Origin of the sequence: Noviluteimonas gilva (assembly GCF_009740395.1) — a bacterium.
Taxonomy (GTDB): domain Bacteria; phylum Pseudomonadota; class Gammaproteobacteria; order Xanthomonadales; family Xanthomonadaceae; genus Noviluteimonas; species Noviluteimonas gilva.
The window spans coordinates 215,189-229,668 of record NZ_WOXT01000004.1 but is presented as its reverse complement, the minus strand read 5'-3'; the positions used below and the strand labels follow the sequence as shown (position 1 = coordinate 229,668).

Annotated in this window: 16 protein-coding genes and 1 pseudogene; 3 read left to right on the top strand and 14 right to left on the bottom strand. The window is 66.2% G+C overall.

Annotation, left to right across the window (positions count from 1 at the left end):
* Window positions 1-25: 25 nt before the first annotated feature.
* Entirely contained in the window at window positions 26-151 is a 126-nt protein-coding gene (locus GN331_RS16920; protein WP_269448217.1) for a hypothetical protein, read from the top strand.
* A 71-nt stretch (window positions 152-222) separates the two neighbouring features.
* Here GN331_RS16920 and yegS read toward each other — a convergent pair whose 3' ends face one another.
* The 14 genes from yegS to GN331_RS13300 form a co-directional block, all read right to left on the bottom strand.
* Window positions 223-1,152 carry a lipid kinase YegS gene (gene yegS / locus GN331_RS13365; protein WP_156642736.1) on the bottom strand — a complete coding sequence of 310 codons (930 nt, stop codon included), beginning with the start codon at window positions 1,150-1,152 and terminating at the stop codon, window positions 223-225.
* 86 nt (window positions 1,153-1,238) lie between these two features.
* A complete protein-coding gene (gene rnt / locus GN331_RS13360) occupies window positions 1,239-1,913 on the bottom strand; it encodes a ribonuclease T (RefSeq protein ID WP_197427132.1) in 675 nt (224 codons plus the stop codon).
* A 9-nt stretch (window positions 1,914-1,922) separates the two neighbouring features.
* Entirely contained in the window at window positions 1,923-2,726 is an 804-nt protein-coding gene (locus tag GN331_RS13355; RefSeq protein ID WP_156642735.1) for an HvfC family RiPP maturation protein, read from the bottom strand.
* Window positions 2,719-3,537 carry an HvfB family MNIO-type RiPP peptide maturase gene (locus GN331_RS13350; RefSeq protein ID WP_156642734.1) on the bottom strand — a complete coding sequence of 273 codons (819 nt, stop codon included), beginning with the start codon at window positions 3,535-3,537 and terminating at the stop codon, window positions 2,719-2,721. The genes GN331_RS13355 and GN331_RS13350 overlap by 8 nt, the downstream gene beginning before the upstream one ends.
* A gap of 7 nt (window positions 3,538-3,544) precedes the next feature.
* Window positions 3,545-3,976 (bottom strand): HvfA family oxazolone/thioamide-modified RiPP metallophore, encoded by a 432-nt coding sequence (locus GN331_RS13345; RefSeq protein WP_197427131.1) that lies wholly within the window; start codon window positions 3,974-3,976, stop codon window positions 3,545-3,547.
* 251 nt (window positions 3,977-4,227) lie between these two features.
* A complete protein-coding gene (gene phoU / locus GN331_RS13340) occupies window positions 4,228-4,923 on the bottom strand; it encodes a phosphate signaling complex protein PhoU (RefSeq protein ID WP_156642732.1) in 696 nt (231 codons plus the stop codon).
* Window positions 4,920-5,735, bottom strand: a complete 816-nt coding sequence (gene pstB, locus GN331_RS13335; RefSeq protein ID WP_156642731.1) for a phosphate ABC transporter ATP-binding protein PstB — start codon at window positions 5,733-5,735, stop codon at window positions 4,920-4,922. The genes phoU and pstB overlap by 4 nt, the downstream gene beginning before the upstream one ends.
* 37 nt (window positions 5,736-5,772) lie before the next feature.
* Complete coding sequence (pstA, locus tag GN331_RS13330; RefSeq protein ID WP_156642730.1) at window positions 5,773-6,639, bottom strand: phosphate ABC transporter permease PstA; 867 nt, start codon at window positions 6,637-6,639, stop codon at window positions 5,773-5,775.
* On the bottom strand, window positions 6,639-7,613 hold the full coding sequence (gene pstC, locus GN331_RS13325) for a phosphate ABC transporter permease subunit PstC (RefSeq protein WP_156642729.1): 975 nt from the start codon (window positions 7,611-7,613) through the stop codon (window positions 6,639-6,641). Before pstC ends, pstA begins: the two co-directional genes overlap by 1 nt.
* Window positions 7,614-7,722: 109 nt before the next feature.
* Window positions 7,723-8,754: a phosphate ABC transporter substrate-binding protein PstS gene (gene pstS, locus GN331_RS13320; protein WP_425489291.1), complete on the bottom strand. Its 1,032-nt coding sequence runs from the start codon at window positions 8,752-8,754 to the stop codon at window positions 7,723-7,725.
* Window positions 8,755-9,438: 684 nt separating this feature from the next.
* Complete coding sequence (locus GN331_RS13315; protein WP_156642727.1) at window positions 9,439-10,719, bottom strand: OprO/OprP family phosphate-selective porin; 1,281 nt, start codon at window positions 10,717-10,719, stop codon at window positions 9,439-9,441.
* A 100-nt stretch (window positions 10,720-10,819) separates the two neighbouring features.
* Window positions 10,820-11,497: an endonuclease III gene (gene nth / locus GN331_RS13310; protein WP_331713494.1), complete on the bottom strand. Its 678-nt coding sequence runs from the start codon at window positions 11,495-11,497 to the stop codon at window positions 10,820-10,822.
* Between the two features lie 21 nt (window positions 11,498-11,518).
* Window positions 11,519-11,884: a hypothetical protein gene (locus GN331_RS13305; RefSeq protein ID WP_231734497.1), complete on the bottom strand. Its 366-nt coding sequence runs from the start codon at window positions 11,882-11,884 to the stop codon at window positions 11,519-11,521.
* The gene (locus GN331_RS13300) at window positions 11,884-12,666 is read right to left on the bottom strand and encodes an enoyl-CoA hydratase/isomerase family protein (RefSeq protein ID WP_156642726.1); all 783 of its coding nucleotides are present in this window, start codon (window positions 12,664-12,666) and stop codon (window positions 11,884-11,886) included. Before GN331_RS13300 ends, GN331_RS13305 begins: the two co-directional genes overlap by 1 nt.
* 175 nt (window positions 12,667-12,841) lie before the next feature.
* Here GN331_RS13300 and GN331_RS13295 point away from each other — a divergent pair, with 175 nt between their 5' ends.
* Both GN331_RS13295 and GN331_RS13290 read left to right on the top strand, forming a co-directional pair.
* On the top strand, window positions 12,842-13,537 hold the full coding sequence (locus tag GN331_RS13295) for an FKBP-type peptidyl-prolyl cis-trans isomerase N-terminal domain-containing protein (RefSeq protein ID WP_156642725.1): 696 nt from the start codon (window positions 12,842-12,844) through the stop codon (window positions 13,535-13,537).
* 81 nt (window positions 13,538-13,618) lie between these two features.
* Window positions 13,619-14,478 (top strand): annotated as a pseudogene (locus tag GN331_RS13290) (NUDIX hydrolase).
* The last annotated feature ends 2 nt before the right edge of the window (window positions 14,479-14,480 follow it).

Sequence of the window (14,480 nt, the reverse complement as noted above, 5' to 3'; positions counted from 1 at the left end):
CGCAGGGGGTTCTATTCGGACGCGCGTGCTGTGGCTGTCCTGGCGTTTCGAACGTGCGGACCGTTGGTTGATCCGCGCCTATTTCGCCACGTCGGCGATCTCGCTGGTCGGGGCGATCGTCGCCTGGTTGGTGTGGTTCTTCAGCAGGTAAGTGTCAGGGCGCGATCTCGTCGGGCGCGCGGTTCGACATACCGATCCCCCACTTCTTCGCCGTTCCACGCTTTACTCCGATAGCAGCGGACAAGCCTGTGGAAGATGTGCGCGGATGCGACGCGGCACGCACGTGACATGGAAGCGCCGTGACGTCACCGGCTCGCCATCCAGGTTCAACGTCAGCGGCTCGGGTGCCTCGATGCGCAACCACGACATGCGCGAGCGCACTGCGACCTGCTCCAGCGCGGCTCCCTTGCCATCCGCCAGCCACGTTCCGAACACGGCAGCGACTTCGCCGGACAGCTCCGGCACGATGGTGAGATCGAGTTGCCCGTCGTCCAGCAGCGCATCCGGACACAAGGCATGCCCGCCGCCAGCCTGGCGACCGTTGCCGATTCCGAGCGCAATCATCGCGCCTTCCCACGCGAAATCCGGACCCTCCAATCGGATCTGGATCGGTTCGATCTTGCCCAGCTTGAACATGCCGGTGATGAGGTAGGCGACTCCGCCCAATACCTTCTTCAAGCCGTCATGCGCCTCGACCGTCACCTGTGTGCCGAATCCGCCGCTGGCGACATTCACGCACCAATGTTCTCCGTCGTCGCCCTCGATCTTCAGCAGGTCGATGGGCACTGCGTCCGAGGTCGACAGCAATTCCAGCGCAGCCAGGGGTTCGGTCGGAAGGCCCGCGGCGCTCGCGAAATCGTTGGCCGTTCCCAGCGGAACCATGCCGAGCGTTGGCAATGCCACGGTCGCTTCCCCATGCCGCGCCATGCCGGCGGCGACCTCGCCCAGGGTCCCGTCGCCACCGGCGGCGATGATGGTGTGCACGCCATCGACGATGGCCTCGTCGACGAAGCGTGCGCCATCCCCCGCTTCCCAGGTCACTCTGACCTCGAGCGTGATGCCTTGGGTGCGTATTCGGGAAACCGCCTCGCGGAGGTCGTCATCGCCCGCGGCGTTCCCGTTGAGGATCAGGCGCCAATGAGGTTGGGGCATGGCGTATTCAATGCGATCACTTTGCTTCGAGCGTAGGCCACCATACCGACGGCGCCGTGAACGCTCCGGCGCCGGTCACCGATCGCTCACTGGGGCTCCGCGCGGCTCGACATGCCGATGCCCCACTTGTTCGCCACCTTGCAGAACAACGCCGCGGTCTTCTCCGCGTCGTACACCGCCGAGTGCGCTTCTTCGCCGTTCCATTCGAAGCCGGCGGCTTGCACCGCACGCGCCAGCACCGTTTGCCCGTACGCCACGCCGCCCAGCGTCACCGTGTCGAACACGCTGAAGGGGTGGAAGGGGTTGCGCTTGTGTTGCACGCGGGCGACGGCGGCGTTGAGGAAGTTGAGGTCGAAGTGGGCGTTGTGGCCGACCAGGATCGCGCGCTGGCAGTTGTGTTTGCGCACGGCGGCGCGCACGGCGGCGAAGACGTGGTCGAGGCCTTCCTTCTCCGGTTTGGCGAAGCGGAAGGGGTGGTCGAGCACGATGCCGGTGATTTCGAGCGACTTGGGGTCGATCGCCAGGCCAGGGGCCGGGATGAAGTGCGAGCTCGCGACTTCGCCGGGGATGTAGCGGCCATGTTCGTCGAGGTCGATCGGGACGACGGCGAGTTCGAGCAACGCATGCTTCTGCCAGTCGAAGCCGCCGGTTTCGACGTCGACGACCACGGGCAGATACCCGCGGAAGCGGTCGGCCATGCGGCGCCAGGGCAGGGCTTCGCTGCCGGGTTCGGCGACGGGCGGGGTTTCGGACTGCGTCATCCGGACAGCCTAGCAGCGCGGCACGGTTCCGAGCAGCACGCCGTCGGCGCGGAGTTGGCCAAGGGCGTCCGCGCCATCACGGAGGAAGGCGTCGGGGTCGGGTGCGGCCGCTTCGCGCGCGAGGGCCTGCAGCAGGGCGCGGCCGGTCACCGTTGCGTTGTCTTCGATCAGCTGCAGCAGACGGTAGGCGAGGGGCGAGAGCGTGGAGAACTGGACGTCGCCGCCGGCGTCGCGGCGGAGCAGCAGCAGCGTGGGTTGCGCGGGCGGCGCGTCGGGTCGGAAGTCCGGGCCGATGCGGTGCACGGGCCACGCGTAGGCAAGGGGCCAGGCGAAGGGAGAGGCGACGGGGATGCCATCCAGCACGTCGGCGGTCGGGTCATGCGCCGGCAGCGCGGCGTCGGAGATCGACAGGGCGAGCTCCGCGTATTCGTAGTGGGCGAGTTCGGGGAGCCAGGTCAGTCCGGCGAAGCTCGGCATCCACGTGGGCGCGTCGTCCGTCGTGGTCGTCGGCGCGTGTGTTTGCAGGAACCCGGGCAGCCACGCGACGAACTCGCTGCCGACTTCCGTAAACAGCGGCGTGCGTGCGCGATGCGTCGCCAGGAACGCGCGCACGAGCGCACGCCACGGCGCATCGCCGAGCATTCGGCGAATGACCGGGAAGTTCGACGCCAGCAGTCCTTGGAGGCCGTTGAAGACCAGGTCGCGGTAAATCGCCATGCGCCGGTCTTCGATGCCGTCGGGTGCGGCGTTGTTCGCCGGATCGCGCAGGTGCGCGGCGAAAGCCATTTGCTGTTCGCGCAAGGCTTCAGACATGGCGGTGCTGAATCTCGCGGATCCGTTCGACTTCCGCCAGCAACACGTCGAACGCAGGGAAGTTGAAGTCGCGCTCCAGCAGCGTGGGGCGCACGCCGTGCAAGGTATACGCGTGGTCGAGCAACGCCCACACGTCGTCCTTCACCGGCGCACCATGCGTGTCGACCTTCAGATCGTCCGCTTCGTCGTAGTGTCCGGCGATGTGGTACTGCGTGACGCGCGCCGTCGGCATCGCCGCCAGGAATGCACGCGCGTCGTAGCCGTGGTTGATCGCGTTGACGTAGACGTTGTTGACGTCGAGCAGCAGGTCGCAGTCGGCGGCGTCGAGCACGGCGTTGACGAAGTCGGTTTCGTCGAGCGCGCGATGCGGCGCGGCGTAATAGCTGACGTTCTCGATCGCGATGCGGCGGCCCAGTCGATCCTGCACGCGACGAATCCGATCGGACACGTGCCGTACCGCCGCGTCGGTGAACGGAATCGGCATCAGGTCGTACAACTGACCGTCGTCGCTGCAGTAGCTCAGGTGTTCGCTGTACTGCGCGATCGCGTGCCGGTCGAGAAACGCGCCGACGCGATCGACGAAGTCACCGTCGAGCGGCGCAGGCCCACCCAATGACAAGGACAAGCCATGGCTCGTGATCGGATGCCGCGACGCGAGCGCGGCGAATTGATCGCCCAAACGCCCACCGACACCGATCCAGTTTTCCGGCGCGCATTCGAGGAAGTCGAACGCGCCGGGCGGGGCGTCCTGCAGCGCGCCCATCAGGGCGCGCCGCAGGCCGAGTCCCGCAGTTGCGGCAGGCAGTGCCATCACGCGATCACGCGCTGGCGCCGCACTTCCCTTCGCCGCACTTGCCTTCTTCCATCATCTTGCCCGCGCCGCCGGAGCCGCCCATGTGGGCCTTCATCTCTTCGTCGCTGATGAAGCCGTCGCTGTTGGTGTCGTGCGCGGCGAACTTGCTGTCGTCGTTGTCGTGGGCAGCGGCGAACTCGGCCTTGGAGACCTTGCCGTCCTTGTCGCTGTCCATCTTCGCCACGCCGCACTTGCCTTCGGCCTTGACCTTCTTGTCGGCGGTCTTCGTGCCCTCGGCGGCCTTGTGGTCGGCGCCGCACGAGCCTTCGGCAACCGCAGAGGCAGACGCCATGTAGCCCGTCGCCAGCGGCTGCATCGCGAAGGCCGAACCGGTCAGCACCAGGCCGCCCGCAAGCGCGGCCGTCAGGGCCAGGGGGGATTTCATCTTGCTGGACATACGCATCTCCATGACGCGGCTGGGCCGCAGGGGTGAGCAGGCGGGAATGATGCCTGAGCTCGGTGGGAGATACGCAGGGTGATCGGTCATGGATGCACCGCTCCCTCCCCTGCGAAGGCAGGCTCCCTCCCATGCGAAGGCAGGGGAGGGTTGGGGAGGGGTTGTGTCGGGTGGAAGCGTGCGTCGGGGGCCTATCCCCCCCAATCGCGCTTTGCGCGATTGACCCCCCTTGGGAAGGGGGGTGGTTTTGCTTAGGAGTTCGTCGCGTCGCGCTTTTCACGCGGCGGCAGTTGCTCGTCGCCGTGCACCAGGAACCAGATGTTTTCGGCGATGTTCGTCGCGTGGTCGCCGATCCGTTCCAGGTTCTTCGCCATGAACAACAGATGCGTGCACGGGGTGATCGAGCGCGCGTCTTCCATCACGTAGGTCAGCAGTTCGCGGAACAGGCCGGTGTACTGCGTATCCAGCTCGGCGTCGCGGTTGCGGACGCGCTGGGCGGCTTCGGCGTCGCTGTCGCGATACGCGACGATGACATCGCGCACCTGTTGCAGCGCCAGGCGACCCAACGCATCGAGCCCGCGCGTATGCGGCAGCGGCGGCGAGAGATTCAGCGCGCACGAGCGCTTCGCGACGTTGGCCGCGTAGTCGCCGATGCGTTCGATGTCGGAAGACACCTTCAGCGCAGCGAGGACCGTGCGCAGGTCGCGCGCCATCGGGCCACGCAGGGCGAGCTTCATCACGCCGTGGTCGATCTCGCGCTCGATGGCGTCGATCGCTTCGTCGTTGGCGACGATGCGTTCGGCGGCCTTGTCGTCGCGGCGTTCGACCACGTCGAGCGCGGCCTCCAGCTGCGAAGCGGCCATCGTGCCCATGCGCACGATCTCGTCGAGCAGGCGGCGTTGTTCTTCGTCGTAGCTCTTGACGATGTGGTCGTGGACCTGGTTCATCCGAAACGCCCCGTGATGTAGTCCTCGGTCTGTTGCTTCGAGGGATTGGAGAAGATGGTTTCCGTCGTGTCGTGTTCGATCAGGTCGCCCAGGTACATGAAGGCGGTGAAGTCCGAAACGCGCGCGGCCTGTTGCATGTTGTGCGTCACGATCAGGATCGTGTAGCGCTGCTTGAGTTCTTCCACCAGCTGTTCGATGCGGCTGGTCGAGATCGGGTCGAGCGCGGAAGTCGGTTCGTCGAGCAGCAATACGTCGGGGCGCAGGGCCACGGCGCGCGCGATGCACAGGCGCTGCTGCTGGCCACCGGACAGGCCCAGCGCGCTCTGCTTCAGCTTGTCCTTCACCTCGTCCCACAACGCGGCCTGGCGCAGGGCTTCCTCGACGCGCGCGTCCATGTCGGTCTTCGACAGGCGCTCGTGGTGGCGGATGCCGTAGGCGACGTTCTCGTAGATCGTCATCGGGAAGGGCACGGGCTTCTGGAACACCATGCCGACCTTGCTGCGCAACCGGTTGAGCGGGTACTTCGGATCGAGCACGTTCTGCCCGTCCAGCAGCACTTCGCCAGACGCGACCTGCTTGGGATACAGCGAGTAGATGCGATTGAAGATGCGCAGCAGCGTCGACTTGCCGCAGCCCGACGGCCCGATCAGCGCGGTGACGCGATGTTCGGGAACCTCGAGGTGGATGTTCTTCACCGCGTGGAATTTGTCGTAGTGGAAGTCCAAACCGCGCGCGGCGAGCTTGATCGGCGAGATGGTCGCCAACGTGTTGTCGCGTTGCGGGGTGGCGACGGCGATGCGTGCGTCGTTCATGTCCGGGTTCCGCTGGAAGAGCGTCATAGGGAAAGGATCAGTCGTGGACCATGCGCGAGCGGGACACGATCGCGCGGGCGGCAAGGGAAACGAGCAGCACGAACACCGTCAGCACGAACGCGCCGGCCCACGCAAGCGTGTGCCACTGCTCGAACGGGCTCATGGCGTACTGGAAGATCACGACCGGCACGTTGGCCATCGGCTGCGAGAGGTCGGTGGTCCAGTACTGGTTGTTGAGTGCGGTGAACAGCAGCGGCGCGGTTTCGCCGGAGATGCGGGCCAGCGCGAGCAGGATGCCGGTGACGATGCCCGGCAGCGAGGCGCGATAGAGCACCTGCACGGTCACCTTCCACTGCGGCACGCCGAGCGAGAGCGCGGCTTCGCGCATCTGCGCGGGCACCAGGCGGAGCATTTCATCGGTGGTGCGCACGACGACCGGCAGCACGATGAAGGCCAACGCGATCGCACCGGCCAGCGCGGAGAAATGCCCCATCGGCGCGACGACGAGCGTGTACACGAACAGGCCGAGCACGATCGACGGCGCCGACAGCAGGATGTCGTTGACGAAGCGGATCGTTTCGCCCAGGCGCGCGGTGAAACGCGTGCGGGCGAACTCGGCGAGGTAGGTGCCGGCCAGCACGCCGATCGGCGCGCCGAACAACACGCCGAGCAAACTCATCGCGATGCTGCCGAAGATCGCGTTGAGCAGGCCGCCGTCGTCGCCGGGCGGAGGCGTCATCTTGGTGAAGAGGTCGAGATCGAGCGACGCGATGCCGTTGCTCAGCGTCGTCCACACGATCCACGCCAGCCAGAATAGGCCGAAGATCGTCGCGGCGGTGGCGAGCACCTGCGCGGTGAGGTTCTTCGCGCGGCGGAACCTGTACAGGGCTTCCATGCTGGCCATCAGTTGCCTTCCTTGCGTGCGAGCTGGCGGAGCATCAGGCGCGCGATGGTCAACACGGTGAAGGTGACCAGGAACAACACGAAGCCCAGCGCGATCAGCGAGCTGCGATACATCTCCGAATCGGCTTCGGCGAATTCGTTCGCGATGGTCGCGGCGATCGAGTTGCCCGGCATCAGCAGCGACGCGGTGAGTTCGTGCGCGTTGCCGAGTACGAAGGTGACGGCCATCGTTTCGCCGAGCGCGCGGCCCAGGCCGAGGAAGATGCCGCCGATCACCGCCGAGCGCGTGTAGGGCAGCACGACGTCCCACACCACTTCCCATCGCGTGGAGCCGAGGGCGTACGCCGATTCTTTCAAGCGGCCCGGCACGGTGAGGAACACTTCGCGCATGACCGATGCGATGAAGGGGATGACCATGATCGCGAGCACGAGGCCCGCGGTTCCCATGCCCAGGCCGAGCGGCGGGCCGGAGAAGAAACGGCCGACCAGTGGCAGCGTGCCCATGTGTTCGTCGACCCACGGATACACGTGTTCGGAAAGCACGGGCACCAGGACGAACAGGCCCCACATGCCGTAGATGATCGACGGGATGCCGGCGAGCAGTTCGATCGCCGCGCCCACCGGGCCGCGCAGCCACTTCGGCGCGATCTCGGTGAGGAACATCGCGATGCCGAAGCTCACCGGCACGGCGATGAGCATCGCGACGAAGGCGGTGACGAGCGTGCCGTAGATCGGCACGAGCGCGCCGAAGGTCTGGTTCACCGGATCCCAGACATCGGTCCACAGGAATTTCAGGCCGAAGGTGTCGAAGGCGAGCCGGCCGCCCCAGAACATCGAGAAGGCGGCGGCGATGAGCGAGACGAGCACGAACACGCCGGCCGTGCCGACGATCCAGGCAAAGGCACGGTCGTTGCGGACGTCGCGCGAGGAGCGGTCGTCGGAATGATCAGCGGCGGGGAGGGCGATCGAATTCATGGTCGGTAGCGTGTGGCAGTTCCGTGACACGCGGATGACAGGGCGCCGGCCAAAAAGAACGCGGGCATTGCGCCCGCGTTCTCGAAGGTCCGGAGGAGGGGCCGGATCTTCAGTACTTCAGGTTCTGCGACCAGTACGCCTCGATCTGCTTCACCAGCGCATCGGGGAGCGGCACGTAGTCGAGCTTCGTCGCCGACGCATCACCGTTGCTGTACGCCCACTGGAAGAATTCCTTGGCGTTCTTCGCACCGGCCGCATTCTTCGGCTGCTTGTACATCAGGATGAAATTGGTCGCGGTGATCGGCCAGGACTGCTCGCCCGGCGCGTTGGTCATCACCAGGTAGAAGTCCTTCGCGTTCGCCCAGTCGGCGCTCGCGGCGGCGGCCTGGAAGCTGTCGTTGCTCGGGTTGATGAAGTTGCCCGCGGCGTTCTTCATGCGCGAGTAGGTCATCTTGTTCTGCAGCGCGTAGGACATCTCGACGTAGCCGATGCCGCCGGCGATCTGCTTGACGTACGCGGCGACGCCTTCATTGCCCTTGCCGCCGATACCGCCCGGCCACTTCACCGCCGTGCCTTCACCGACCTTGGCCTTCCACTCCGGGCTGACCTTGGACAGATAGTTGACGAAGTTGAACGTCGTGCCCGAACCGTCGGAGCGATGCACGATCGTGATCTTCTTCGCCGGCAGCTTCAGGCCGCCATTGAGCTCGACGATGCGCGGGTCGTTCCACATCGTGACCTTGCCGAGGAAGATGTCGGCCAGCAGCGGGCCGTCGAGCTTCATCGCACCGGCCGCAACGCCCGGGACATTGATCACCGGCACGACGCCGCCGATCACCGACGGGAACTGCGCCAGGCCGAACTTCGCGAGTTCTTCCGGCTTCAGCGGTGCATCCGACGAACCGAAGTCCACGGTGCCGGCCTTGATCTGGGCGATGCCGCCACCCGAACCGATCGACTGGTAGTTCACCTTCTTGCTCGTGGCGGCGGCGTAGTCGGCCGACCACTTCGACATGATGGGATAAACGAAGGACGCGCCCGCGCCCGTGACGTCGGCGGCGTGGGCGGACGCGGCGAAACCGCCGGCCAGGACGAGCGCCAGCGACAGCGCGGTGGTGCGGAGCGGAGCGAAGTAGGACACGGATGTCTCCTGAAGGGATATGCACGAGCGACGTCGCCCGGATGCGTTCATTCCATAACCGTTGCGTGACACTCGGATGTTGGGGATATGACAGCGGTGTGACACCGCTCCGAAGGCGCCAGGAAGCGGGTACGCGGAAGCGGCGTCGTTGGTTTCGTTCGCTGGCACCAGTTGGGCGCATCGGCACGCCGTGCTGGATGTCCTTTTGACTCCGCGAAGAGCGAGCCACGCTCCGCAAAAGGACATCCAGCACGTCGCACCGCTGCGCACCATGGCTGACGGTCTCGCGACAGCCCTTGATGAGTGGTTGCGTTGCGCGCCGCCCCCTCCCCAAGGGAGGCCGCTTCGCCCATCAGATCGCTGCGAGGAACGGCGCCTGCCAGAGGCGACGAAGCACGACGGTGGGCGCGCCGAGGTGGGCGACGTTCCGTCCGTCTGGTGTGCTGGCAGTTGGCGCGCACCCATCAAGTTGCGACGTCCCCACTTAAAAGCGGATGTCGCGCAACCCTGAAGCGAGGTGCGCAGTGGACGTCGCGTTGGAGGCCACATTGCGGAGCTTGAGCTCTTGCGGAGCAATGTGGCCTCCAATGCGGCGCGCCGCTGCGCCCCTCTGGTGGAACGCAACAAAGAAAAAGGCGCGACCGTTCGGCCGCGCCTCCTTCACGACTCGTGGGGGAAGTCGGATTACCAGTAGAACTGCAGGCGCGCTTCGAGGATGTTCGGGTTGTCGTCCACGACGCGGTTGAACAGGCGGTCGTTGTTCGCCGGGTTTTCGGCGTAGGTCGCCGAGGTGCGGCCGATGAACTTCGAACTGTCGACCATCACGTAGTTCAGCATGAACTTGAAGTTCGAGCGCCAGTACCAGTTCACGCCGACCGTCCACGAATCCATCTCGCCGCCCAGGGCGCCGAGGACGCGCGCGGTGGAGGTCGGGCTGGACGGAGCGAGGGCCGTGCCGTCGTTGAGGTCGATCGTGTCGTAGCGCAGGCCCACCTGCCACATGCCGCCGGCCGGGTTGTTCGGCAGCGGGGTGGTCGGCACGCCGTTCTTGTAGCCGAACGCTTCGCCGGTGATGTTCCAGAGACCGGAGATGTACGCGCCGTCGGCCGAGTAGGTTTCGGCGCTCGGGCCGATGCCGTAGCGCTCGGTGTCCGTCGACATGTACTCGCCCTGGATCTTGAACGGGCCGTGCGCCCAGAACGATTCGAAACCGAAGGTCTTGTTGCGGTCCGTGTTCTTCATGTCACCGGTGTCGACGATGCGGTTGGCAAGGTCGGCCAGCGGGCGGGCGCGCCAGCGGGCGGTGTCGCTGAAGGTGTCGTAGTCGTTGTACGACGCACCGATGTGGAAGATGTTGCCGTCGCCGTTGATGGGCGCCCAGTAACCGCGCACGCCCCAGCCCGGACCGTGCGGCGTCGGCGACGGGTGCTCGGTGAGTTCGCGCGTGAACATGCTGGCCGCGATCGCCCAGTTGTTGTCGCCGTACTGGTACATGCCGCCGAGGCGACGCGCCACGCCGAAGGTGTTGGTGATCGAGGCCTTGGCGATGAAGTCGTTGTTCTTCGTCGAGGACAGCTCTTCCAGCGACATCAGCTGCTTGTACTGGCCGACCTGCACGAAGTGGTTGGCGTTGCCGCCGAACTTGTACTTGGCGTTGACGTCGAGCCACTTGTCGGCCTTGGCGTCGTAGCCCATGACCCATTCGATGTTGCCCGGGCCCTTGCCCTTGAGCACGAGCTCGGCGCGGCGCATTTCGTAGTCACCGTCGCGGCCGTCGGGGCCGTCGGCGTTGAGCAGCGCGAAATCGGCGTCGTACCAGTACATGTCGGCCTGGACGAGGCCTTCGAACGTCACTTCGGAATCGGCGATGACGTCGATCGCGACCTGCGCGTGCGCGGCCGGGGCGGCGAAACAACCGATGGCGGCGAGCAGCGAGAGGGCGAGGGTGCTGCGGGTCAGGTTCATTTGAGGGCCGTCGTTGGGCGGGTTGTGGATGAATGCCGCGCAGCGTAGGCCGTGAATCTTTCGTTATTGTGACAAATGTCTGCCCCGTGACAGAGAGGCTTCACTCCGGGTCGGTCGTCTTGTCCCTGTATCGGCAAATGTCACGAATGGGGCAGGCCGGGCATCGCGGCTTGCGCGCGATGCAGGTGTAACGTCCGTGCAGGATCAGCCAGTGGTGCGCGTCGTGCAGGAATTCCGGTGGCACGACGTGCATCAGATTGTCTTCCACCACACGCACGTCCTTGCCCGGCGCCAGGCCCGTGCGGTTGGACACGCGGAAGATGTGCGTGTCCACCGCTATCGTGGGTTCGCCGAAGGCGGTGTTGAGGACGACGTTGGCGGTTTTGCGGCCCACGCCCGGAAGGGCTTCCAATGCTTCGCGATCGCGCGGCACCTGGCCGTCGTGTTCTTCCAGGATCTGGCGGCTCAGGGCGATGACGTTGGCGGCCTTCGTGTTGAACAGGCCGATCGTCGCGATATAGCGCTTGAGTTTTTCTTCGCCGAGTTTCGCGATGGCCGCCGGCGTGTTGGCGACGGGGAAGAGTTTGCGCGTGGCCTTGTTCACGCCGACGTCGGTTGCCTGCGCGGAAAGCACGACGGCGACGAGGAGTTCGAAGGGCGTTGTGAATTCGAGTTCGGTGGTCGGTTTCGGATTGAGTTCGCGCAGGCGCGAGAACAGTTCGACGATTTCGGCTTTCGTGAGCAGCGTGCGCCGGGCACGCCGGCTTTTCGCGAGCACCTTCTTTGCGACCGCCACGCGTCAATCCTTTCGCTGCGCTGCGCGCGCTTTTGCGCGTTCCAGCGCCGCGGCCGCGGCGGCGGGCAAGGCGGGCGCTCCGGTCGGCGCGGTCACGGGCTTGCGTTGCGCATCGCGTTCGCGTTGCAGGCGCGCCAGGCGAAGCGTGCGATCGCGATAACGCTCGCGTGCGGCGAGTGCGTTACGGCGCGCGTCGCGGGCCTGTGCGAGGGCTTGCGTGCAATCGGCGTTGCACTGCAGGCACGCGATGTCATCGAGCAGGCCGAGGTCGATGGCGTGATCGAGGTCATCCTCGCGCAGGGCCGCGACGATGCGATGCGCGGCGTCGCCGTCGGGCGACGCGCACGCGCAGGCGACGCAGGCGGACATCAGCGTCCGGCGAAGGCGGGCTTGCGACGTTCGAGGAACGCCGTCGTGCCTTCGCGCATGTCGTCGGTCGCGAACATCAGGCCGAATTGCGCGCTTTCGTATTCCAGGCCTTCCTCGATGCCGCATTCGCCGCCGACGTTGATGCAATCCAGGATGCCGCGCAGCGCGAGCGGCGCTGCGTTGGCGAGTTGATCGGCGAGCGCCATCGTCTGCGCTTCGAGTTCCGCCGCGGGCACGACGCGATTGACGATGCCCAGTTGCATCGCGCGCTGCGAATCGATGGGGGCGCCGGCGAGGCACAGTTCCAGCGTCGCGGCGCGTCCTGCCAGGCGCAGCAGGCGTTGCGTGCCGCCGAAGCCGGGGATGAGGCCGAGGTTGATTTCGGGCTGGCCGACCTTCGCGGTGTCCGAGGCGATGCGCAGGTGGCAGCTCATCGCCAGTTCCAGGCCGCCGCCGAGCGCGAAGCCGTTGACCATGGCGATCACCGGCTTGGGCATCTTCTCGATGCCGCGCATCATCCGCTGCCCGCGCAGGGAGAAATCGCGCCCCTGCACCGGTGTGAGCGCGTTCATTTCGCTGATGTCGGCGCCGGCCACGAAGGCCTTCGGCCCACTGCCGGTGAGGACCACGCAACGGACGCTTGCGTCGTCGGCCGCCGCGCGGAAAGCCACGTGCAGGGCATCGAGGGTCGCGGCGTTGAGGGCGTTGAGCTTGTCGGGGCGGTTCACGGTGATGATGCGAACGGCGCCGCGATCGGCGGTCAGCAGGACGGGGTCAGGCATGCTCGGAGCTCGTCGGAGTGGGAGTTTGAGCGGTTTTCGCCGGGTGCGGAACTTCTGCGGGCAGGCCCGGTCACAGGGCCCGGTCGTCAGTGGCGATTCAGCGCTTGCGCCGCTATCCTAGCGCGCCCATCCGGGACGACGGACGGGCATTCCCATTCCAAGAGGTACGTTCCGAATGAAGTTGCGTCTGCTTGCCGCCACCGTCGCGGCTTTGACCCTGTTCGCGGGCTTTGCCCACGCCCAGGAGACCACGAGTGAAAAGGGCAAGCTCAGTTACTACTTCGGCTACCGCTTCGGCAGCGATCTCGCTGCGAGCGGTGAGCAGGTCGACATGGCCACTGTCTACAAGGCCATGCAGGACGCTTACGCCAAGAAGCAGCCCGCCGTTTCGGAAAAGGACCTCGAGCCGGTGATCGCCGGCCTGCAGAAGCGCCAGCAGGCGCGTGCCGACCAGCGCAAGGCCGAGTTCAACAAGGCTTCGGCTGACAACAAGGCGCAGTCCGACCAGTTCCTGGCCGCCAACAAGGGCAAGCCGGGCGTGAAGACCCTGCCGAGCGGCGTGCAGTACCGCATCATCGAAACCGGCACCGGCGCCAAGCCGACCGCCGCCAGCACGGTCGACCTGGAAGTGACGGGCCCGTTCCCGCTCAACAAGCGTCCGCCGACCGCGCCGGCCGCCGAAAAGCTCACCGGCATCAAGATGAGCGCCGTCGAGATGAAGGGCATGCGCGAAGCGCTGACCAACATGCCGGCCGGTTCGAAGTGGGAAATCGCGCTTCCGCCGGACCAGGGCTTCGGCGCCGATCCGCGCAGCCCGTACCCGCCGAATGTCGCGGTGGTGTTCGAGGTGAAGCTGGTTTCGGCCAAGTAAGTTCGAAAACGCAGCAAGGACGAACGCCGGCCCAGCGCCGGCGTTCTCTTTTTCAGGCAACGCACTCCGTAAAATCGACTCGTGATCCCCGCGCCCACCTTCCGACCCATCCTCAGTCCCTGCATCGGCATCTGCGAACTCGACACGCAGGAGCTGTGCTCGGGCTGCCGCCGCACGACCCACGAGATCGCGCGCTGGAGCCTGATGAGCGACGAAGAACGCCTGCACGTCATGGACGTGGTGCTTCCCGCGCGCCCGCCTTACGCGCCGAAATGAGCGTGGGCCTGGACCTGATGCACCTGCGCGCGGTGCTGCATCCCGTGGACGCACCGCCCACCGGCCCCGGCTGGAACCACGACGATCTCGTCGATCTGCTGCCCGCTGCACCGTTGCGCGAAGCCGCGGTGCTCGTCGGACTCGTCACGCGCAGCGACGGCTGGCAGGTGTTGCTCACGCGCCGCACCGATGCACTGCGCCACCACGCGGGGCAGGTGAGTTTCCCGGGCGGGCGCATCGAACCCGACGACCGCGACGCCATCGCCGCCGCGCTGCGCGAAAGCCGCGAGGAAATTGGGCTGCTGGCCGCGCAGGCCGCTCCGGTCGGTTTCCTCGATCCGCTCTGCACGATCACCGGCTTCCGCGTCCTGCCCCTGGTCGCGATGGTCGATCCGGAATTCGTGCCGCAGCCCGATCCGGGCGAGGTGGCCGAAGTCTTCGAGGTCCCGCTCGACTATCTGCTGGACCCGGCGAACCTCAACACCTTCGACATCAACACGATGCTCGGCCGGCCCGGCTTCAACCAGCACGTTTCGGGTGGACGGCCGCGCCGGGTGCTGGAATTCGTGGATAGGGGTAACCCGCGCCAAAGGATCTGGGGCGCCACCGCTTCGATCCTCTACAACCTGCGCGAGCGCATCGCCGCGGCAAGCTCGACCACTTAAGG